Raw genomic sequence first — 21,393 nt, forward strand, 5'->3', positions numbered from 1 at the left:
TACGGACTCAGCAGCCGCTATTTGCCCATTTATCACCATTTGAGCGGAGTTTCGGACTCCAGCGCCGCTATTGCCTAAGAATCGACTCTAATAAGGCGTTTTTGGTGCCAATAGCTGCGGTGGAGTCCGATAGAATCGCAAATGTGTGAAAAATCCGCGTATAAGGTCAGCTGGGTCCGATAGCTAACGATAGGTATACGATAGCTAACGATAGGTACACGATGGTTAGACGATAGGTATACGATAGCTAGAGGGTTCGTGTCCGCAACTGTGCTCCACACTAAGTCCCCAAAATTAGAGGGCACCCCAGCAGCCATTTCATGGCTTTTGAGGCACCCTCTAATTTTTGACATTCGCCCAACTCTCCCTACAAAGGTCGATGCAACGTTCCCAGTAGTTCGCCCATCTTTACCTTCGAGTTGACCTCAAGCTTGGGTCTCGGGGTAAAGGTACCGCTTTCCGTGAGCAGCACTACGGTGGAGCCAAACTCAAAATAAGCCAGATCATCGCCTATTTGCCACTCTGCAGCCGTAGCATCCGTATAACGGATGCTGCTGACGTTCATTGCGCCTACCTTTACTACCGCGGTTTCCCCGTAACTCCCGGCAATATACGTAATGAGACGTTCGTTGCGGTTCAGGACACCCTTCATATGTCGCATTCCGAAATCGTTGACAGGATAGGCCCGTCCGCGAATATAATCGCTCTCCACCTTTTGTCCGGTAAGGGGAGAGTGAATCCGGTGATAATCGGTAGGACTCAAATAAAGAACGAAGAAAAAACCCTTCTTGTACAGCTCCAGATGCGGGGAGTGATTAAGGAGATCCTCGATCTTATAATCCTGCCCTTTTACATTCATAATCGTACCGGCGGTAATGTCACCCATAGCAGTAATCGTTGCGTCTACGGGACTAACCAAAGCGTCAGCATCGGTTGCAATAGGCCGCATGCCCGGCTTCAGCCGGCGGCTGAAAAACTCATTAAGAGTGAGATATTCTCCAGGATTTTTCTCCGCTTGAGCGGAGGGGATTTGATAAGTCTTAATAAATGCCGGGATAAGAAAACGGCTGATTCTACTATGAGAAAAAGATCCCATTAACCGTGAAAGCCACCGGTGTGAGGATAGCTCGGTCATCAGCCGTAGCAATTGTTTTACCATGCCCATCTCCCTTCCATAATGCAGCAGTACGGTTGTATACGGGTCGTCTCTGCTCTGCATTATATTGACATAGAATAGGAGACAAATCAATAACTGTTATATACCGTACTGTTCGTTTCTATTAAAAAACGCGCGTATCCCATAGGTCTGCGATAGCTGTCTTTCCAAATTTCCGTAAGGCCGGCTTTATGAAATCCGTAGCGTTGGTCGCGACCGTTACATTCTATGAAGAAGAGTCGTCCGTCCTTAGTAATGCCTATATCCAGTCCGATATCGGCCAGTCCGGGAAGGTCTTGCTCCAGACACCGTGCGATTGCAAGGCTAAGTATTTCGACAGACATACGGATGTGGGCCGCTGTGGATCTTGAAAAGGCTTTTTCGAGCGCTAGGGAGGAGCTTAACGCTTCTCCTCCGCGGGCTATATTGGAGACAAAGCCCCCTGGGGCAGCCAGTTTGGCGAAGAGCCCAGTGACCTGCCAATCTCCTCCCCAGCCGCGCTGAACGGTGACGCGTAGATCAAAGGGACGTCCTCCAATCTCAGCAAGGGGAATACGTTCTTGAACAAGATAAGGCACGGAGGTTAGGCGTGCGCGGAGCGCTTGTGGCAACGCCGCCTGATTTACGGGAATATTTCTCCAGCGCTGCATCGAAGGGGAGAGGTAGCTCAAGGTCCAACGCTGAGATCCCTTGCGGACCAGCCGCATGACCCCATTCCCTATACTTCCACGGCAAGGTTTAAGAATGAGATCGGGATAAAGATTCATCATTTCTTTTAGGCCTGAGACTCTCGTTGTTACGGGTAAATATTCGCGAAGCTCCGTATTTTTTTCAAGCAGCTGATGGATCTCATCTTTGCCGTATCGATTACATGTATTGAAAATCAGGGGATAGTGCTTCAGCAGACGCTGCATCCCAGGGCTGTTTTTGCTGTATATTGCCCGGTTATGGATAACAGCAGGCGTAGGAACAACTACGCTTTTATATCCGTTGGCTCCCTTTATATAGGCGGCACTAAAGCCTGTGTCCGTATCGATGTCCGCGAGCTTCAGGAAGCAAGGGACTAAACCGTATGCCGCCGCGGCCTCTTCATAGTTGGATAGAGACTCCTGTCCTGTTTTTAGCCGGGGAACGCCCCGGTGCATATCGGCATTTAGTAATATTCCAACGAGCTTATGCCCCATGTTTGTTCCTCCTGTTTCATCGGTTACATGATCCCTGCTTTTTCTACTCTTGTCATAGTATGTTTGTACCCGCGTGTCAGGGTGGACGAATGCGCGAAGGCAGATGCCTTTTTTTATACATAATCTTATGAAGGCCTCATCGCAAAAGGGTGTCATAAGCCCATACCGCTGCATATGATGCCTAGGAGAAACATTAGATGGAAGGAGGAGACTGCTTGTGAGGGGTTCCAAAAAAAAGCAGCCGCGCAGTCCACAGAAACGACTCTATTTTGTAGATAATCCCAATAAAGAGGAACTGAGTATGCTGGATACCAAAAGCAGCTCTAGAAGCTCGGGGAATAACAGTGACGGAGTCAGTGAAGCAGAGATCGCGGAAGTTCAGGTAAGTGGGGGAGCAATAGCTGAAGTCGTTCTAGAGGAGCCAACTTCTGCTCCAGTTCTACAATTGGAGCCGGAGCTTATAGAGGAAGCGCAGCTTCAGAAACAGGCGGATAATCTTCCTGAAACCGTATGGTTCGCTCCTCCAGAGAAAGAACGTTTTCAGCCCGTTTATACAGATGATCTTTCGGATGCAGCGGTGACCGGAGCCAAAATCGCTCCACGTACCATTGACGGTTCTAAGCTAAAGTTCGGCATTATTGGTACACCTTGGCTGCAAGATTACGCTGTACAGAGTATCAATATCGCGGACAAGGCAGTCACTTCTGCAAAAATCGCACCAGAATCGATTGTGGGCGAGCATTTAGCAGAAGGAAGCGTTAGTGGCGGTAAGCTGCTGGATCATTCGATTAGTGGAGAGAAGCTGAAAAATGGCAGTATTAGTCCAGAGAAGCTGGCTGATCGGATTATAGGCGGCGGTCAAATTGCAGATAAAGCCATTGAGAGCCGCCATTTAAGCGATTTGATTATTACTGCGGATTTACTGGAAGATGGAGCCGTTACTAGTGACAAAATAGGAAGCAGCAGCATCACAAGTCGCCACCTAGCTAACGGCAGTGTTGACCGTTCCAAGCTGGCCGATGCAGCGGTATCTGGCGATAAAATTGCTGATGGTGAAATCAGCAGTTCAAAGCTAGCGGATGCTGTTATTGAAGGCCGCCATCTTAGCGACGCTTTGATAACCGCCAGACATCTGGCCCCGGGAGCGATTGGTTCTGATCAGCTTGCCAGCAAATTGATCGGTAAGGAACAGCTGCAGTCGGGTATTATCGAAGGCGGGCATTTAGCTGATGGAGCTATAGGCTCTAAGCAACTTGGTGCAGATGTCGTGAGAAGCGTCCATTTAAGCCCAGAAAGTGTGAATGGTAATCATATCGGTGATGGCGAAATATCGAGTCGGCATTTGGCTGACCGCAGCATCTCTTTTTTAAAGCTGGCTGAGGGTGCAGTAGGAACTGCACAGTTAGTGGAGCAAGCGGTAACCTCGTCCAAAATTGCTGACCAAAGCATTCTCCCACATAAGCTGGCAGACGAAGCAGTGACCACAAGACATATTGCTAAATCCGCCATTCGCGGACCGCAAATTGCTATGCAAGCCATAACTTCTATTCATCTGGAACGCGAAGCAGTGAATCATTCGCATATAGCGGCGGAAGCGGTCGGCTCGGAGCAGCTTAAGGAAGAAGCTATTCAGACTCAACATTTATCTTCCGGTGCTGTGACTGGAGAACAGCTGGCTTCAGAATCTGTGGGCGGGGAGCATCTTCGTGCACAGAGCGTTACTTCTGCCAAGTTGGCAGATGGAAGTGTAAATGCAGCTAAGCTGGCAGCAGGTGCAGTGATTGGGAGCACGATTGCGCGTGAAGTAGTCAGTGGTGAACATATCGCTTTTTGTACAGTGGAGGAAAAGCATCTGGCGGATGCCAGTGTGAGCGGCCGTGTATTGCAGGATGCTGTGGTAAATAAGGATCATTTGGCCACGGGAGCCGTGGAACGAAGACATCTTGGTGAAAATAGTGTGACTTCCGCTGCGATTCAATCGGGCTCAGTTTCAGGAGATAAGCTGGCTTCCGCTGCGGTGAGAGAAATTCACCTGGCAGCAGGAGCCGTGCAGCCTCACCATCTGGCCGATCATGCAGTGACCTCGTTGAAGCTTTCACCGGAAAGTGTCTCAACGGATAAAATCAGTGATTTAGCAGTCACTTCGGCTAAGCTTGCAGACGGCAGCATAGAATCCAGTAAACTGGCGGCGTCAGCAGTTCATGCTGAGCATTTGTCGGTAAATGCTGTAAGTTCGAAAACCATAAGCGAAAGTGCCGTTCAAAGTAGACATTTGAATCCCGGCAGTGTCAGTGGGGCGCATATCCGGCCGTTGTCTATAGGGAATGGTCATATCCTTCCGAATTCTATTTCTGCGGTTCAAATCCAAGAGGGCAGTATTAATAGCTCTAAGCTGGTAAAAGGTGCCGTGGATTCTCAGCATCTTTCACCTGGTAGTGTAGACGGCAGCCATCTGTGTATCGATACCATTGAAGGTCGTCATATCCTACCGGGTGAGATCACGCTGGCTCATCTGGCGGAAGAGGTACGTAGCTCTGAGTTGCTGCCAGACGGCTGCATAACTGGGGAGAAGCTGGCAGAAGGATCGGTAGATTCCAACCATCTCCTGCCTGGAAGTGTGAACGGAAGCCATTTGAATTCGGGTTCTGTAGAAGGTCGACATATCCTACCGGGTGAGGTCACGCTTGCTCATCTGGCTGCAGATGCATATACCTCCGACTTGCTGCCTGAAGGCAGTATTACCGGGAAGAAGCTGGCGGGAGCATCCGTGGATTCTATTCATTTAGTGTTTGGAAGTGTGGAAGGCGGACATCTGAGTTCAGGTTCCGTCGAAGGACGTCATATTGGAAATGGTGAGATTACTCTGGCTCATCTCGCCGATGAAACCCGAAGTGCTGATCTGCTGCCAGACGGTAGTATTACTAGAGAGAAGCTGGCGGAGGAATCCGTAAGTTCTATTCACCTAGTGCCTGGCAGTGTGGATGGCAGCCATTTAGGCCCAGACACAGTAGAAGGCCGTCATATCCGATACGGTGAGATCACGCTGGCTCATTTGGCAAAAGAAACACGCAGCTCTAAATTGCTGCCAGACGGTAGTATTTCTGGAGTAAAGCTGGCACATGCTTCCGTAAATTCAAATCATCTAGTACCTGGAAGTGTGGAAGGCGTTCATCTAAGTTCAGGTTCTGTCGAAGGGCGCCATATTGGAAAAGGTGAGATTACGTTAGCTCATCTGGCCGAAGAAACACGTAGCGCTGACTTGCTGCCAGACGGTAGCATCACTCGGGAGAAGTTGGCGGAAGAATCCGTAAATTCTAATCATCTGGTGCCTGGAAGCGTAGATGGCAGTCATTTGAGTCCGGACACAATAGAAGGACGTCATATCCGATACGGTGAGATCACGCTGGCTCATTTGGCCGAAGAAACACGCAGCTCCAATTTGCTGCCAGACGGTAGCATTACTGGGGAGAAACTGGCGGAAGCATCCATAAATTCAAATCACCTTGTACCTGAAAGCGTGGAGGGAACTCATCTGAGTCCGTCTGCAATAGAAGGACGCCATATTGGAAAAGGTGAGATCAAGCTAGCGCATTTGGCGGATGAGGTACGCAGCTCCGAGCTGCTGCCGGACGGAAGCATTACTGGGGAGAAGCTGGCGGAAGCCTCCGTAGAAGCAATTCATCTAGTGCCTGGCAGTGTGGATAGAACTCATCTGAGTCCGTCTGCAGTAGAAGGTCTCCATATTGGAAAAGGTGAGATCAAGCTAGCACATCTAGCGGATGAGGTACGCAGCTCCGAGTTACTGCCGGATGGCAGCATTACCGGTAAAAAGTTGGAGGGTGGATCTATTACTGCCTACCACTTGGCTCCTGGCAGTGTTTATGGGGGACACTTAGGGGGGAATGCGGTAGATAGCCGCCATATCCGTGCTGGAAGCATTACTCTGAATCATTTGGCAGAAGAAGTGCGCAGCGCTGATTTGTTGCCGGAAGGCAGTATTACAGGCGAGAAGATTGAAGTCGCGACGATTCAGTCTTTCCATTTAGCCCAAGGCAGCGTCTCTGGAGGTCATTTGGCCGGGGATGCGGTGGATGGCCGCCATATTCGATCGGACAGCATCACCCTGAAGCATTTGGCAGAAGAGGTACGCAGTGCGGATTTGTTGCCGGATGGCAGTATTACTGAAGAAAAACTCGCCGAAGGCTCCGTGAGTTCTTCACATTTACAACCATGGAGTGTTTACGGAGAGCATCTTGCTGACAAGAGCGTGGCAGATCGGCATTTGCAGCCTGGCATCATCAAATTAGAGCATCTTGCGGATGAAACACGCAGCTCAGCACTGCTCCCGGATGGCAGTATCAACGGAGCTAAGCTGAAGGAAGGCAGTATCGAGTCCGCTCATCTGACAGAAGGTGCAGTAGGGACAACAGAGCTTCAGGATGAAGCGGTAGTAGCATCCAAAATCTCTTCGTTTGCGATTCAAGCCCGCCATCTGGAAGAAGAGAGTGTTCAGGAATATCATATTTCCCCAGGTGCAGTAAACGGGACTCATCTGGCACCGAACTCTGTAAATACAGATCATCTGTCCTTCAGTCCGATTCAAACAGCTGGGAAGCGAGAAGCACTACAGCAGTTTGGAATGACAGCATTTATGTTCAATGGGGATGCAGAGAGTGTAGAGGTGACCGTATCGTTTGATGAGAGCTTTGGGCATACGGGTTATGTGCTTGTTGCCATGACCAATCAGCCTTACTTCTACGCTTCCTTAAAGAGCAGAGCCAATGGAGAAGCAGTGATTCAAGTAGTGCGGTTGCGCGAGACTCCGCATTTCTATGGGGTTATCTCTTGGATTGCTATAGGCGCTCCCTTAGCTAAGCCGGCAGCAGATGATCGCGTATTTGATTGAACCTTAAGCAGTTCCTCTTAAAAATAGCAGAGTAGCGAATCTCCTTATTGGAGATCGCTGCTCTGTTTTTTTGGGGGGGAACGGTACATGTCAGCATCGCCGGGTTCTAATCATTCGCTGTGGCTGCGGCTCTGTCCGATAGCCTGGTAGTCTAAACATCCGCTGCTACTTACGGACCCAGATGGCGTTATTTGCAGGTTTGTCGTTTTTTAAGGCTGGTTTAGGACTCTAGTGAAGCAATTGTATAGAAATAGAGCATTATTGAGTTCTTTTCATGCCAATAGCTGCTACGGAGTCCGTTAATAATCTAAAAGTGTGATAATGCGGCGAATAGGAGCAACTGTGTCCGATAGCGCTAATGTCTAAACATCCGCTGCAGATTCGGTTTTGTCCGATACCGCCCTAACCTAATCAACCTGCTGTGGTACTGCGTTCGTTACCGTCGCAGATTGTGTCCGCGGCAGCTGGCTATGCGCAATGTATCTAAGCTGAAGTTTGGTGGGGAGTACATTTGTCCTGTTTTCAGAACGACAGGAGACAATTGCCGTTACCCTGTACGTTGTAGTACATAAACTGTGATGTAACCCTCAGCCTGAAGAATTGGCTCTGTAAGGAAGGTGGATGAGCATGAAGCCCAAACGAACTTCTGCCCGCCGCACAGGACGGCGGGTCTCTCGGATGAAGCGGCGGACTTCACGCCCAGTGCGGCAAGTCGCTGTAGTCCCTATAGTTAACCATCCTAATCCCTATGTTTCGGTTATTATTCCAGCCATGAATGAAGCTCAGACCATTGCGGGAGTGATATCTGGAGCCAGAGGGGTCCATCCGCGCTGCGAGGTAATTGTGGTCGTGAATGGATCCACTGATCAAACGGCAGGGATTGCACAATCGCTGGGTGCGCGTGTTATTTCCTATGAGTTGCCGCTTGGACACGACGCTGGCCGTAGTGTGGGAGCTGAGGCTGCCAAGGGAGAAATCCTATTGTTTACAGATGGAGATTTGGTGATACCTGCTTCGGGGCTGCGTCCTTACGTCACTGCTGTTAGTGGTGGAGTGGACATAGCGCTTAATGATTATTCCGGTCCGGTCCGGAAGCTATCCCCCCATCCGGTGGTGCTGTCTAAACATGCACTGAATATTCTGCTTGGCCGTCCAGATCTGAAGGGATGTTCGATGACGGCAGTTCCACACGCAATCAGCCGCAGAGCACTTGATATTTTAGGGAGCGATTCATTATCACGTCCTCCACTGGCGCATGCCCAGGCAATTCTTAGTGGACTGCATGTGGTAGCCGCTCACAAAGTGCCTGTAGGGAAATTGAATGCGGTAAGACGCAAGGAAGACGGCAAAGATCCATTGCAGCAGTTGATTACAGCGGATCATATGGAGGCAGTATCCCTGTTGCTGGAACATCGGGGGATCAGAGCGGGCTTTGGCGACGGAGCCCGGCGCAGAGAGATGGTGAGATGATGGTTGCAACTTTACGAGGCACAGCAGCTCGAACGGCAAAGAAACGCCCAATCCGTCACAGGTCAGTCAATCGCTCTGTAAAAGGCAACGCTGCTACTCGCCCGCTTCTGTCTCGGCAATCGAAGGCAGGCAAGGAGACTCTGAAGTTACCGAAGTTACGCGGGACTTTGTCAGTCATTATCTCCGCGCGTAATGAGGAGCAGACCTTGTCACGTCTGCTGCATCAGGTTGCACGGCTTGAACCTGCAGAAATTATCGTCGTACTTAATGGCTGCAGTGATAACTCTTTTCCTATTTCTAGACAACATCGTCAAGCCATTGTAGTACACTGCCCAGAGTCTGTCGGACATGATGTGGGTCGGGCTATCGGTGCGAAGCTGAGTCGCGGGGATATATTGCTTTTTCTGGATGGAGATATGGTCATTCCGGCCTCTCAGCTCGGTTCATTCACGGCGGCTGTAGATCGTGGGATTGATGTAGCTCTTAATGATTTAGACTCATTGATGCCCTCTTTTGGATTATGTGATGATGTCACCCGCAGCAAACTGTTTCTGAATTATGCTCTGGATAGGTACGATCTCGGAGTTAGCTCTATGACAGCTGTTCCTCATGCGCTTTCGCGGCATGCGCTTGAGACCATAGGCTACCGTGAATTAATGGTTCCACCTAAAGCCCAAGCTCGTTCTGTATTAGAAAAGTTACGGGTGGAGAAGGCTGGGACGGTAAATGTTATTAAACATAATCGGCTGCGCAAGGCAAATACAGGGGTTGGAAATGCTGTGGAAAAACTGATCATAGGAGATCATGCTGAGGCTCTACATGAGGTTCTTTCCCGGCGAAAAGCTGGCGGTCTGCTAAGTAGTGAGACTCAGCGCGAGTACCGCAGACAGGTAGCCGCTTGGAGGAATCGCATATGACGCTGACGAGTATTATTATTCCAACCTACAATGCGCTGCCCTTGCTGCGGGCCTGTGTGGAATCTATTCTTGCCTACACTCCGCCGCCTTATGAGATTATCGTAGTGGACAATGCTTCAACGGACGGAACAGACACTTATTGCCGTGCGAATCATATAACGTTTATTTCATTGCCTGACAATCGCGGCTTTCCAGCTGCATGCAATATGGGGCTACAGCTAGCTTCAGGTGATGAATTACTGCTGCTGAATAACGATGTAGTGTTATCTCAAGGATGGTTAACTAATCTGAAGAGAGCTCTATATAGTGCTCCTGATGTTGGTATTGTTGGGCCAGTCACAAACTATGCTAGTGGACGTCAACAGGTGAAGACTGATTATGAAGGTCTGATAGATTTTCATCAGGCTGCTGAGAGGGCGAACCTTCCAAATCCCCAGAAATGGTTGGAGACGAGACGGCTGGTAGGATTATGTTTTTTATTCAAAAGAGAGCTGCTTACTTCCGTAGGTCTACTGGATGAGAGATTCTCACCTGGACATTACGAAGATGATGATTATTGTTACCGTACCAGGATAAAGGGATATCGGTTGCTTATCGCCGGGGATTGCTTGGTGCACCATGAAGGAAGTGCAAGTTTCAAGCAAGTTTACAATACCGGACTGCAAGAACTGGTGGAACGAAATCGCAAGATTTTTATAGATAAATGGAATGTAGACCCTATAAATTTCATATGAAGTGCAGATCCGAAGGCAAAGGACGTAGATAAAGAGGAGGAAAGTAAGTGAAAGGAGTCATACTGGCGGGCGGAACAGGATCTAGACTTCAACCGCTGACCCGGCTTATGAACAAACATTTGCTTCCGGTCGGCAAATATCCTATGGTCTGTTACGGCATAGACCGGCTTCGCCGGGCAGGAATTACCGACATTCTTCTGGTCATAAGCAAGCAGTCTGCTGGCCTGTACACGGATTTTTTAGGTAGCGGTGCTGCATTTGGTGTATCTCTGACCTATAAAATTCAGGAAGCTGCCGGAGGCATTGCCGAGGCGCTTGATTTAGCAGAAGGGTTCATTTTCCCGGGGGAACGATTTGTTGTATTGCTCGGGGATAATCTTTTTATGGATGATCTGAAGCCTTATGTGGAGAGTTATCTCCGTCAGCCAGCGGGCACAGCAAAGGTATTGCTGAAGCCGGTGGAGGACGCGCGCAGATACGGTGTACCTGTGTTTGATAGTCAAGATGCGGCATGGATTGCTTATATCGAAGAAAAGCCGGAGCATCCGAAGACCAATTATTGTGTAACTGGTATTTATATGTACGATGAAGCTGTATTTGATATCATCCGGCGGGTATCACCTTCCAAAAGGGGGGAGCTGGAGATTACTGATGTAAATAATATATACGCCGCTGATCGCAGACTTAGTTATGATGTGCTTAAGGATTGGTGGAGTGATGCGGGGACGTTCCAGTCTTTGCACGAGGCGGGGGAAAAGTTAAAGGATGCACTGCCATAAGGCAGTGCTTTTTTTGATGTAATCTTGCTATAGATAGCCGCAAGGGCTTTGAAATCACGCGTTACTCAGAGGGCTCGGGGGTTGGAAATCCTCCACCAGATTAAATCCTCAGTTTCTTTGTATCTCTCAGAGCCTAGACGCTCCAATACTTTGTGGGAGGCTGTATTATCTTTTTCAGTGTCAGCGATTACATAGACAGCTTGGGGATGGGAGAAAATCCATGCAGTAATTGTGCGTAGTGCCTCTGTTGCATACCCTTTTCTTCTATATTTCTCATCAATCCCATATCCTATAATAACCTCGCCTTTCTCATTCGGGTAACCTTTAAGGATAATGAATCCTATAATACAATGATCTTCCCGATGGACGATGGCCCAGTTCGTTAACCATAGGTAATGGTCGGGGTCCTGCTGCACCTTTTTTAGCCTGATCTGCATAGCATATTGCATTTCATCATCAAGCGCCGCACTGATGGCAGCTAAGCCTAATTGTTGCTGTAGCTCCGAATAGTTATCTATTGCTAGTGAGAGCTCTGGGGCAGTTAAAGGTATTAGATCGATCCGCTGGCTTTCAAGCTTCATATATTCCCCACCAATCATTGGTAAACTCAGGATTGCGCATTTCACATTTTAATCCTTTTAAATGTACTTAGCAATAACGTAATCTTTATGTCATCCAGTCACTTATAGAGCCTTAACTTGTCGAGGATCCCCGGCACCGTAACGGCTCCTGCCGCATATGCTGTAGCAGGGCGTTTGAGCAAAGGAGACATGAAGGTGCAGAGTAAAATAACTAAAGTCCTGCAGCACATGGCCCATACGCATGAACAGATGGCGCGGATTCTAGACGCTGAGCGCCATGTGGCTGTCCGTATGTCGCAAATTGTCCACGATCTGCCAGATGCGGAGCCTGATTTTGATGGGATCAGCGGGATGATCGAAAGCTCAACTCAGGTAAACAAGAATATTATTGCTTACTTGAATGCACTTGCAGATCTGGAAGAAGCGATGGCTGATGGGGTAGGCAGAGTGATTAAGGAATTGAACGGTCAAGAAGAAGAGTAACGCTATAGGAGCGGGAGGCGGAAGATGAGCAGAGAAAAGGCTTATCTGCAAATGCTGGAGTCCACCGCCGCCATCCAGTGGAACGTTGCGTTGATTCTGGAAGCTAAGGCGGTTGAAGCTGAAAAGGTAAAGCAGTGGGCACAGCATCATATCCACGCTAGAGCCTTTGATTCCCACAGTGAGCAACTGAAGGAGTCCCTCTCTATACACGAGGTCATCGTGGAGATGGTCGAAGGGCTGACCAAACTGGAGAACGGACTCTACAGCAATTTAAAAGCAGTGCTGGGCAGTGGTGAAGACGATGGTGGCGGGGAAGGTTTTGGAGACATGTCAGGTGATGGCTTTAGTTTTGGAGAAGACAGCAAATGAGCGGGGACCGTCTCTCTGAACATGCCGTCAAGCTGGAGATGATTCGCTCCATTTCGCGCAGTCAGGCTGCTTTGGCGGCCATCTTGGAGAGCATCGCCGAATTGACGGAGCAATCTGAGTTGACGGCCCGCAAATTGAGCGACAATATCAGGATTTTAAGTGGGTATCAGAGTGCGATGTGCCGGATGATGTCCGGGATTTCACTACATCGTCCTAAACGGGGAATTCCTGCTGCGCCATGGCTGAGTAAGGCATACGCCGTAGGAACCTCCAGAGAACATGGAGCACAGGAGGAGTAGAAGCATGAAGAAGAAAAGCCGTAGAACACTACGTTCAGGCAGAACTCGTAGACGCACATTGCTGCTCTCGCGGAAAGCAAAAGTTCGTAAAGGGCTAGCCCGTAAAACCCGCAGAGTTCTTGCCCGGAAAACTGCTCGTTATGGGAAGTCGAAAAAAGGCCTATTGCTACGCAAGAAAAGAAGACTTCGTCGTAAGCTTGTTCGTAAAGTAAGGGTTTCACAGCCACCGGTGCTTGTGGTACCCGTGAGCGAGGCTCCGCCTGCTCCACAGGTAATTCCGCTCCCCCCGGAGCTGGGCGTTTCGCCGGAAACGCCCCCGGCAGACGCCTTTCAACAGGGCTACACCGAAGCATACAACGTGGGGTTCGACGCCGGTTTCGCCAAGGGCTTCGAGGACGGGCATAAGCTGGAATTCAGCTAGGGGACACAGATGACAAGATCCGCTCCGCCCGTGAGCGGGTCTTGGGGTTTTCGTGCGGACTGGTTTGCTGCGCTGCCGATGTGATAAACTTCATAATGAAAGTGAAAATAATATGAGGTTAAGATGAAGGCAGGGATGATTCATGGATACTGAGATTCGCAGAGCACGCAAAGATGAGATTGATGAAATTATGGAGCTGATTGCCAAATGCGTACAGGTGATGCAAGCAGGTGGCAGCGATCAGTGGGACGAGCATTATCCGAACCGGGAGATCATCTCCCTTGATATTGAACGTGGAAATCTATGGGTATGTGAGGAGAACAATGCGGTGGCCGGCATTCTAGTGTTGGACGAGCACCAATCCGAGCAGTATGGGAAGATTGACTGGACAGAAACGCAAGGGCCTCATTTAATTATGCATAGATTGGCTGTGCATCCTGAAGTTCAAGGAAAGGGAATTGCACGCCGTCTTAGCACTTTTGCAGAAGAATATGCTCGCCAGAATAGTTATTCAAGTATCCGTCTGGACACATATGCTAAGAACACTGGGGCACTCGCCCTATATCCCAAGCTGGGTTATGACCTCAGGGGTGAGGTAACTTTTCCAGGGCGTACCGCTAATTTTCCGGTGTTCGAGAAGGTTCTAGAAAAACACGGGAATTCGGAAGCTTAACATAGCGAGAGAACCAGAGGATATCTCATGAGCCATCTAATGGCTACTGAGATATCCTCTTTTTGTGGAAATAACACCGTTTTCTAAACAAAAACTTTGTTTGATTAGGTAGCAATTTGCGCTTACGGAAACCCTGCTCAAAAGGCGATAAGTGTGCAAATAGCGTCATTGGAGTCCGAAACCCTGATCAATAAGCGAAAATGTTCAAATAGCGCCACTGGAGTCCGAAATCTTGCTCAAAAGGCGATAAATGTGCAAATAGCGTCATCTGGGTCCGAAAGCATCAGTGACTGATTGTGACTCGACAGTAACGGACCCAGCAGACCTTAAATGCGGAATTTCCCCACATTTGGAATGCTATCGGACTCCAGAGCAGCTATTGGTATAAAACACACTGCATATGGGCCTGTAACGAGGGAATAGCGCCACTGGAGTCCGAAATCTTGCTCAGAAGGCGGAAAATGTGCAAATAGCATCATCTGGGTCCGAAAGCATGTTCAAAAGGCGAAAAATGTGCAAATAGCGTCATCTGGGTCCGAAAGCATCAGTGGCAGAGTATGACTCGACAGTAACGGACCCAGATGAACTTAAACGTGGCATTTCCCCACATTTGGGAGGCTATAGGACTCCAGCGCAGCTATTGGTACAAAACACACCGCATATGGACCTGTTTCGAGGGAATAACGTCACTGGAGTCCGAAACCATGCTCAAAAGGCGAAAAATGTGCAAATAGCGTCATCTGGGTCCTTAAGCATCAGTGGCTGAGTATGACTCGACAGTAACGGACCCAGATGACCTTAAACGTGGCATTTCCCCACATTTGGGATGCTATCGGACTCCACCGCAGCTATTGGTACAAAACACACCGCATATGGACCTGTTTCGAGGGAATAGCGTCACTGGAGTCCGAAATCTTGCTCAAAAGGCGAAAAATGTGCAAATAGTGCCATCTGGGTCCGAAAGTATGGAGGATTATGACTCACCAGTGGTGTGGACGTAGCGAGAGCAGTAGAAGCAGAAGTAGATGTAGCAGTGGAGTAGGCGCATGGGGAAATTATCGGTGAAGAAGAAGGAGTAGTGTAGTAGTAGAAGTAGATGTAGCAGTGGATAGGCGCAAGGAGAAAGTAGAAGTACAGAAGTAGGAGTAGTGTAGAAGCAGAAGCAGAAGCAGAAGACGTAGCAGTGTAATAGTCGCAAGGGGAACATAGAAGTGCAGAAGTAGAAGTAGTGTAGGGACAGTAGTAGCAGAAGCAGTAGAAGTAGCAGTGGAATAGGCGCAAGGGGAACGTAGAAGTGCAGAAATAAGAGTAGTGTAGGAGCAGAAGCAGAAGCAGAAGCAGTATCAGTAGAAGTAGCAGTGGAGTAGGCGTAAGGAGAAAGTAGCGGTGCAGAAGTAGGAGTAGTGTAGGGGCAGTAGTAGTAGCAGAAGCATTAGACGTTGCAGTGGAGTGGGCGCAAGGAGAATGTAGGAGTGCAGAAGCAGTTGAGTAGCAGTAGGGCCCGGCATAGGTCAGTTAGATGAATAGAGCTAGGCGTGCACTAGCGGGCTCTGACCAGTCTGCCATACCGCGCTATATGCGCACAGCGGTTTACCACAAGGCGTTAGAGTAAGCAGAGATTGTCCGAAATGGCTGATCTAATCATTCGAAATGGCCGACCTAATCGTCCGAAACGACTGTCTCTTAAGCCATGAAATAGCTCTCGGATAGCTTATTTTCCATGTTTTCCTGACAGTAAGTCTGACACGATGCACAGCGTAGCATAATCGAAAATATTTTAACGTAAGAATTCGTGATCATAAAACGAATTAATGTTATTTTTCATAACGCAAAACGCTGAATTCCTTTTATAAATCACTATTTAAAATACATAATCGATATTGTGTGTCATGTATATTGACATGTAACCTGTCTTTAGATTATTATTGGACTATTCAAATTACAAATGAATAGTCTTTTTTTCGTATATCCTTAATAATTGGTTTAAGGGTCTCTACCGGGAACCGTAAATTTCTGGCTACGAAAATATGCTCAGGCATATTTTTGTGGCCTTTTTGTGTTACAGGCGTGAAGTTGTGCTGGAATTAACTCAATGAGGGGGAGAAGGGCTATGGGAAATATTTTGATCAAAAATGCCGAAATCATTACGATGAACAAGCAAGAGGAAATTTTACACGGGGATGTCCGGATTAAGGATGATCTCATCGTTGAAATCGGCACTGGCCTGATCCCGCAGGGTGACGAGAAGATTATTGATGCTACGAACCGTACATTAATTCCGGGTTTTATCCAAACTCATATTCATCTATGCCAGACGTTATTCCGTGGTAAAGGGGACGATCTGGAGCTGATGGATTGGCTGCGCAAACGAATCTGGCCATTAGAGGCCGCGCATGATGAAGAATCCCTTTATTATTCGGCTATGCTTGGCATCGGCGAACTGATCACCAGCGGCACGACGACGATTGTGGATATGGAGACTGTCCATCATACGGATTTTGCGTTTCAGGCTATAGCTAAAAGTGGAATCCGGGCCTTGTCCGGCAAGGTGATGATGGATCAAAAAGGGGGAGATGTGCCTGAGGCGCTGCAGGAGGATACCGCATCTTCTTTGCAGGAAAGTGTCGATTTACTGGAAAAATGGAATGGTTATGGAAACGGCCGGATTCAGTATGCATTTTCTCCACGTTTTGTGATTTCCTGTACAGAGCCTTTATTAACCGAGGTGCGGGATCTGTCCGCAAGATACGATGTGAAGGTGCATACTCATGCGTCTGAGAATTTAGGGGAAATTGAGATTGTGCAGGCCATGACTGGCATGCGTAACATCGTCTATCTGGATCATCTAGGATTAGCCAATGAAAGGCTTATACTGGCGCATTGCGTGTGGCTGGATGCTGAGGAGCGGCGGATTTTGCGGGATCGAGGAGTGCATGTAAGTCATTGCCCGGGTTCCAATCTGAAATTGGCCTCCGGAATTGCGGACACACCAGGGATGCTTCATGAGCATGTTTCTCTTAGTCTGGGAGCGGATGGCGCTCCATGCAATAACAATCTGGATATGTTTAATGAGATGCGATTGGCGGCGATTATTCAAAAGCCTCATCACGGACCCACAACCATGGATGCCCGCAGCGTATTCCGTATGGCTACTATTGGTGGGGCGAAGGCCGTAGGGATGGAGGATAAGATCGGGAGTATCGAGGTAGGCAAAAAAGCAGATCTAGTGCTCCTGAATCTCTACAATTTTCATACCTTCCCCTCTTACGACGTAGATCCCATCTCTAGAATTGTATATTCCGCTACGCGGGCAGATGTGGAGACAACGATAATCGACGGGGAGATCGTGATGGAAAGAGGTTTGCTAAAGACTGTGGATAAAGAAATTGTACTAAATGAAGCTAACCGTTCTATTAAAAGATTACTTACGCATACCTCGATCGTTTGAGGAGAGAGGGCGATTCGGATATCTTTATTTGCAGGGGATCACTGGACCCCCTGTTTTTTTATGAGAAAATATGAACATAAGGGAACTAAAGTGCCTTTTATGAGGTCGTATTAAGTGAGGTGAAGCTAATTGGAACTGGAAGGTCTTCAGCATAGCGAGACGATGAATGAACAGCAATTAAGAGAAATCATGAGCCGTTACGGAGAGGATATATGGAATTATATCTATTATCTTACCAAAAATTCTGAACAGGCCGATGATCTGGCCCAAGAAGTATTCATTAAATGTTATTACCGGATTGGCACGTACCGGGGGAATTCTTCATTTAAAGCATGGTTGCTTACGATTGCCAGGAATACTGTTTTTTCGCACCGGAAATCGCGCTTTTTTCGTTCGGGCTTATGGGGTGGTGTACAGCCATTGTCCACGGTTGATGTGGAGCAGCGGGAAAAAACTATTGAACCTCTTGGTATAGCCCGATCTGCGGAGATGGAGTATTTGGGTAATCAGTCCATTGGTGAGATATGGGATTTAATTATGGCATTGTCTCCCAAGCTGCGCGAAGTATTGGTCCTGGATTTGAAATATGAGCTCTCTATAAAAGAAATAGCTGAACTGATGAACTTGAGTCATGGAACGGTAAAATCAAGATTGCACCGAGCGCGGCAAAAAATTCAGAACAAATTAAAGGGGGTAGAATGATGGAGGATCATCAACCGGAATGGTATGCTCAGGCCCGAAAAGGACCTTTTGGAAATGAAAAGTTTACTATGAGGCATGCAGACAACGTCATTCGCCGAATTCAAGAAGATCAACAGGGAACGAAATCTTTTTCAGGAAAAAGACTATCTGTGCAAATGTGGGCTGTGGCAAGTTTTATTGTACTGTTGGGCTTAGGCATATTCTTTCTGAACGGAAGGTTCCTTGGTAATGAATCAAGCAACCCTGCGCAAACTGAGGTTTCGTCGCATTTCACGGAGGCTGAGCTACAGCGGAACGCAGATCAGGTGATGCAGAGTTTACTTGGAAAGACTTATCCGCTAGATCACCGGGAATGGCTTAAGGAGCAACAGCAGATATTTTACTCTTACCAGAAAGATGAGGACTCCGCATATATCTGGATCGATTATGAGACAGGAGAACTGGTGCAAACGAAAATGAGCGCGATGCTGACAACTGCAGAGATCGACGCTGAAATGAAAACCCGTGCGGAAGAGATCAAGGGCAAAATGGGTTATGCGAATGATTCAGCTTATGATGTGCTCAGATATGTTGAATATGATGCTACACAACATTCTAGCGTGAAAATTGAAAATAACTTTAGGGCGGAGAAATGGCGTATCGGATTTGTAAATGGTGAATTCGATTACGCATCAGCCACGCTTGAGGCCTCGGCGGTATCAGAAGAGACGCGTCAAGCTGGGGAAGAGGCATTGAAGATGTTGAGAGGTAACGGAGGTGATGAAGAGCTTAGTTTAGTATTTCGGGCTATGGACAAGGATCAGGATAGACTTACGCTGCAATACGGATCAAAGGTTTCGGTTACGCTCGATACTGTTACTAGAAGGATTGAGCAGATTAGTGATACAAATCCTCGTGCTAGTGATAAAACAGATCCCAAACAACTAACGGTATTAGACCGTGAGCTGTCTCTAATTGATGGGGATCGCCTACGTGAGAAGGCCGCACCTCTGCTGACTAAGATATTTAGCGTTGCTGATGTGGGCGAATATAGCTTGCTTAAAAGAGATCAGGAGCCCGGGAATCTCACCTTTCATAAGCTTGGCAGTCCTGAGATCACTGTATATTATGATAGTGATTTAACGATCTGGAAGGTGAAAGAGGATTCGCCAGCAAGCCAGTCTTAGATTGAAAGGCATAACATAATAGGCTTAAATAGGGAGGTTCCACAGCCGAAAAGGCGTGGGGTTTCCCTATTTGTAGTGGGAGCGAACGGTGCACATTTTTGATAAAAAAAGTAAGTATTGTTATACTAGAACAATCTGATATTTTACAGAAAAGATGAATAGATTTCATAATCAGAACAAATGAAAAGGTAAGAGGGGATTAAAACGTGAAAAAGCACGGGCCGAATCGAGCTCAGTTCTATATTGTTGTCCTGCTGCTATGGTTGAAGCTGCTCCTGCTGAGAGTGCTGTTCTTTGATAGAATTGCTTGGGAGTGGATTGCAGCAGATGTTGCTCCAGTCCTCTTCATCATGGGGATTCTGACGGTCATTACTCCTTCGCGGGTGAGAACAGCCGTCTATTGGACATTTAACGGGATATTATCGCTGCTGCTGTTCGCAGCCAGTGTATATTTCAATCACTTTGGTTCTGTTCCGACGTATCTGGCTTTATATGAACTGAATCAGGTATTTCAAGTGAAGGCAAGCGTAGAATCAACGATACAGACTATTGATTATTTATTTTTCGCTGATCTTGTGATCATGGTGATCTATGTCTTGATCCGCAGATGGAAGCATGGAAAAGCCTATCCGCATGAGCGTGAGCGATTCAGCTCCCGGAACACACGATTGGCACATATGATGGTGATTCTGGTGGCTATTCTTGGAGGTTTTGCTTTTTCGGCCAATTCTGTCAATTCTGCGCGGGGAATTACAAATGAACTTGTGCAGGCAGAAAGTGCCGGATTCCTGAATTATGAGGTCGTTGCCGCAATCAAGGTCAAGGAAGATAACAATCTCATTGGAACCGGAGATATTAAGGATACAATCGCGAAGATTGATGAGCTGCAAGCTTCCTATCCTTATAGTAGTAAAGCCGCGGGCACAGCACCTGAGTATTTCGGCTCGCAAAAGGGCAAAAATGTAATTGTCATTCAAATGGAAGCTTTTCAAAACTTCCCGTTGCATCAATCCCTGAAGGGTCAAGAGCTGACTCCAGTGTTGAACAAGTTGGCAGATGAGGGATTTTACTTCCCCCATGTCTACCAACAGATTGGTCCGGGCAATACTTCTGACGCTGAATTTATGAGCAACACGTCGATTTATCCAATCGGGACGTTGGCAATGTCCACTGGATTCGGGGACAGAGAACTGCCGAGCCTACCACGTCTGCTGAGAGATAAAGGATATGAGGCGTACACCTTTCACGTGAATCAAGTAGGCTTTTGGAATCGGAACGAGCTATATCCAGCGCTTGGCTTTAACGGTTATTATGACAAAGATTATTTTACTAATGATCATTTTAATGCGTTTGGTGCTTCCGATGAACAGCTTTATATTACGGGTGTCGAGAAAATGGCAGAATTGCAGAAGAAAGGAACTCCTTTCTACGCACAAATGGTGACGGCGTCCAGCCATCATCCCTTCCAAATTCCGGACTCTTTTAAGAAGATCTCAGTGCCTGATGAGTTAAAAAACACGATGCTTGGCGATTATTTGACTGCTATTAACTATACTGATTATGCCATTGGAACTTTAATAGAGGGTTTGAAGAAAAACGGAATGTGGGATAACACTGTGCTGGTGATGTATGGCGATCATTTTGGCTTGCAGCCGCAGGATGTTCCACCGGAGCAAGTGGAAAGTGCACTGGGGATTCCATACGATTCCCGGATCAGTCGCTTTAATATTCCATTGATTGTACATGTACCAGGAATGGAGCAAGGGAAGGTAGTAGAGCGAACAGGTGGACAGTTGGATATTCTTCCTACAATAGCTAACCTATTGGGGGTTTCTTTAAAGGAAGAAGGTTATACAGCATTTGGCCATGATCTCTTGAACATTGATCGTAATGTGTTAGGGATGCGGTATTATTTACCTTCCGGTTCTTTTTTTAATGATGATATTCTCTATGTGCCTGGTAAAGATTTTGCTGATGGTGAAGCTGTGTCGCTGGATACGCTTAAGCCAGTATCGGATTTTACAAAATATCAGACTGATTATGATTATATTTTGAAGCTAATGAATTTGTCCGACGAATATGTGAAGCTGTTACCACAGAGATAG

17 protein-coding genes and 1 riboswitch are annotated in these 21,393 nt (G+C 47.7%); of the genes, 14 read left to right on the plus strand and 3 right to left on the minus strand.

The annotated features are described in order from the left end of the window. Nucleotides 1-367: 367 nt before the first annotated feature. Entirely contained in the window at nucleotides 368-1,159 is a 792-nt protein-coding gene (gene asd, locus MHH49_RS15060) for an archaetidylserine decarboxylase (protein ID WP_036679739.1), read from the minus strand. Nucleotides 1,160-1,245: 86 nt separating this feature from the next. Beyond that, nucleotides 1,246-2,340 carry a YheC/YheD family endospore coat-associated protein gene (locus tag MHH49_RS15065; RefSeq protein WP_036679737.1) on the minus strand — a complete coding sequence of 365 codons (1,095 nt, stop codon included), beginning with the start codon at nucleotides 2,338-2,340 and terminating at the stop codon, nucleotides 1,246-1,248. A 217-nt stretch (nucleotides 2,341-2,557) separates the two neighbouring features. Here MHH49_RS15065 and MHH49_RS15070 point away from each other — a divergent pair, with 217 nt between their 5' ends. From MHH49_RS15070 to MHH49_RS15090, 5 genes are all read left to right on the plus strand, one after another. Further along, nucleotides 2,558-7,246, plus strand: coding sequence for a WIAG-tail domain (locus MHH49_RS15070; protein ID WP_076274294.1), 4,689 nt, complete (start codon nucleotides 2,558-2,560; stop codon nucleotides 7,244-7,246). 627 nt (nucleotides 7,247-7,873) lie between these two features. Further along, the gene (locus MHH49_RS15075) at nucleotides 7,874-8,716 is read left to right on the plus strand and encodes a glycosyltransferase family 2 protein (RefSeq protein ID WP_305953534.1); all 843 of its coding nucleotides are present in this window, start codon (nucleotides 7,874-7,876) and stop codon (nucleotides 8,714-8,716) included. Then, the gene (locus MHH49_RS15080; RefSeq protein ID WP_143758686.1) at nucleotides 8,713-9,633 is read left to right on the plus strand and encodes a glycosyltransferase family 2 protein; all 921 of its coding nucleotides are present in this window, start codon (nucleotides 8,713-8,715) and stop codon (nucleotides 9,631-9,633) included. Before MHH49_RS15075 ends, MHH49_RS15080 begins: the two co-directional genes overlap by 4 nt. Next, nucleotides 9,630-10,367: a glycosyltransferase family 2 protein gene (locus MHH49_RS15085; RefSeq protein ID WP_076100938.1), complete on the plus strand. Its 738-nt coding sequence runs from the start codon at nucleotides 9,630-9,632 to the stop codon at nucleotides 10,365-10,367. Before MHH49_RS15080 ends, MHH49_RS15085 begins: the two co-directional genes overlap by 4 nt. Nucleotides 10,368-10,414: 47 nt before the next feature. Further along, nucleotides 10,415-11,146: a sugar phosphate nucleotidyltransferase gene (locus MHH49_RS15090; protein WP_038573158.1), complete on the plus strand. Its 732-nt coding sequence runs from the start codon at nucleotides 10,415-10,417 to the stop codon at nucleotides 11,144-11,146. A gap of 65 nt (nucleotides 11,147-11,211) precedes the next feature. Here MHH49_RS15090 and MHH49_RS15095 read toward each other — a convergent pair whose 3' ends face one another. Next, complete coding sequence (locus MHH49_RS15095; protein ID WP_256715424.1) at nucleotides 11,212-11,727, minus strand: GNAT family N-acetyltransferase; 516 nt, start codon at nucleotides 11,725-11,727, stop codon at nucleotides 11,212-11,214. A 195-nt stretch (nucleotides 11,728-11,922) separates the two neighbouring features. Between MHH49_RS15095 and MHH49_RS15100 the strand changes: the two genes are divergently transcribed. The 9 genes from MHH49_RS15100 (at nucleotide 11,923) to MHH49_RS15140 (ending at nucleotide 21,393) form a co-directional block, all read left to right on the plus strand. Continuing rightward, nucleotides 11,923-12,210: a hypothetical protein gene (locus tag MHH49_RS15100; RefSeq protein ID WP_036679726.1), complete on the plus strand. Its 288-nt coding sequence runs from the start codon at nucleotides 11,923-11,925 to the stop codon at nucleotides 12,208-12,210. A 24-nt stretch (nucleotides 12,211-12,234) separates the two neighbouring features. Then, complete coding sequence (locus MHH49_RS15105) at nucleotides 12,235-12,579, plus strand: hypothetical protein (RefSeq protein ID WP_036679724.1); 345 nt, start codon at nucleotides 12,235-12,237, stop codon at nucleotides 12,577-12,579. Further along, nucleotides 12,576-12,878 (plus strand): hypothetical protein, encoded by a 303-nt coding sequence (locus tag MHH49_RS15110; protein ID WP_051491084.1) that lies wholly within the window; start codon nucleotides 12,576-12,578, stop codon nucleotides 12,876-12,878. Before MHH49_RS15105 ends, MHH49_RS15110 begins: the two co-directional genes overlap by 4 nt. A gap of 4 nt (nucleotides 12,879-12,882) precedes the next feature. Then, a complete protein-coding gene (locus MHH49_RS15115) occupies nucleotides 12,883-13,299 on the plus strand; it encodes a hypothetical protein (RefSeq protein WP_036679722.1) in 417 nt (138 codons plus the stop codon). A gap of 142 nt (nucleotides 13,300-13,441) precedes the next feature. Continuing rightward, complete coding sequence (locus MHH49_RS15120) at nucleotides 13,442-13,972, plus strand: GNAT family N-acetyltransferase (protein ID WP_339279450.1); 531 nt, start codon at nucleotides 13,442-13,444, stop codon at nucleotides 13,970-13,972. A gap of 1,941 nt (nucleotides 13,973-15,913) precedes the next feature. Continuing rightward, nucleotides 15,914-16,012: riboswitch (purine riboswitch) on the plus strand. A gap of 70 nt (nucleotides 16,013-16,082) precedes the next feature. Beyond that, complete coding sequence (locus MHH49_RS15125; RefSeq protein WP_036679719.1) at nucleotides 16,083-17,420, plus strand: 5'-deoxyadenosine deaminase; 1,338 nt, start codon at nucleotides 16,083-16,085, stop codon at nucleotides 17,418-17,420. A gap of 129 nt (nucleotides 17,421-17,549) precedes the next feature. Beyond that, on the plus strand, nucleotides 17,550-18,122 hold the full coding sequence (locus tag MHH49_RS15130; RefSeq protein ID WP_076100935.1) for an RNA polymerase sigma factor: 573 nt from the start codon (nucleotides 17,550-17,552) through the stop codon (nucleotides 18,120-18,122). Then, nucleotides 18,119-19,288 carry a hypothetical protein gene (locus MHH49_RS15135; protein WP_341138224.1) on the plus strand — a complete coding sequence of 390 codons (1,170 nt, stop codon included), beginning with the start codon at nucleotides 18,119-18,121 and terminating at the stop codon, nucleotides 19,286-19,288. Before MHH49_RS15130 ends, MHH49_RS15135 begins: the two co-directional genes overlap by 4 nt. A 206-nt stretch (nucleotides 19,289-19,494) precedes the next feature. After that, a complete protein-coding gene (locus MHH49_RS15140) occupies nucleotides 19,495-21,393 on the plus strand; it encodes an LTA synthase family protein (protein WP_076100932.1) in 1,899 nt (632 codons plus the stop codon).

Origin of the sequence: Paenibacillus sp. FSL F4-0122, assembly GCF_038002845.1 — a bacterium.
GTDB classification, from domain to species: Bacteria; Bacillota; Bacilli; order Paenibacillales; family Paenibacillaceae; genus Paenibacillus_AQ; species Paenibacillus_AQ odorifer.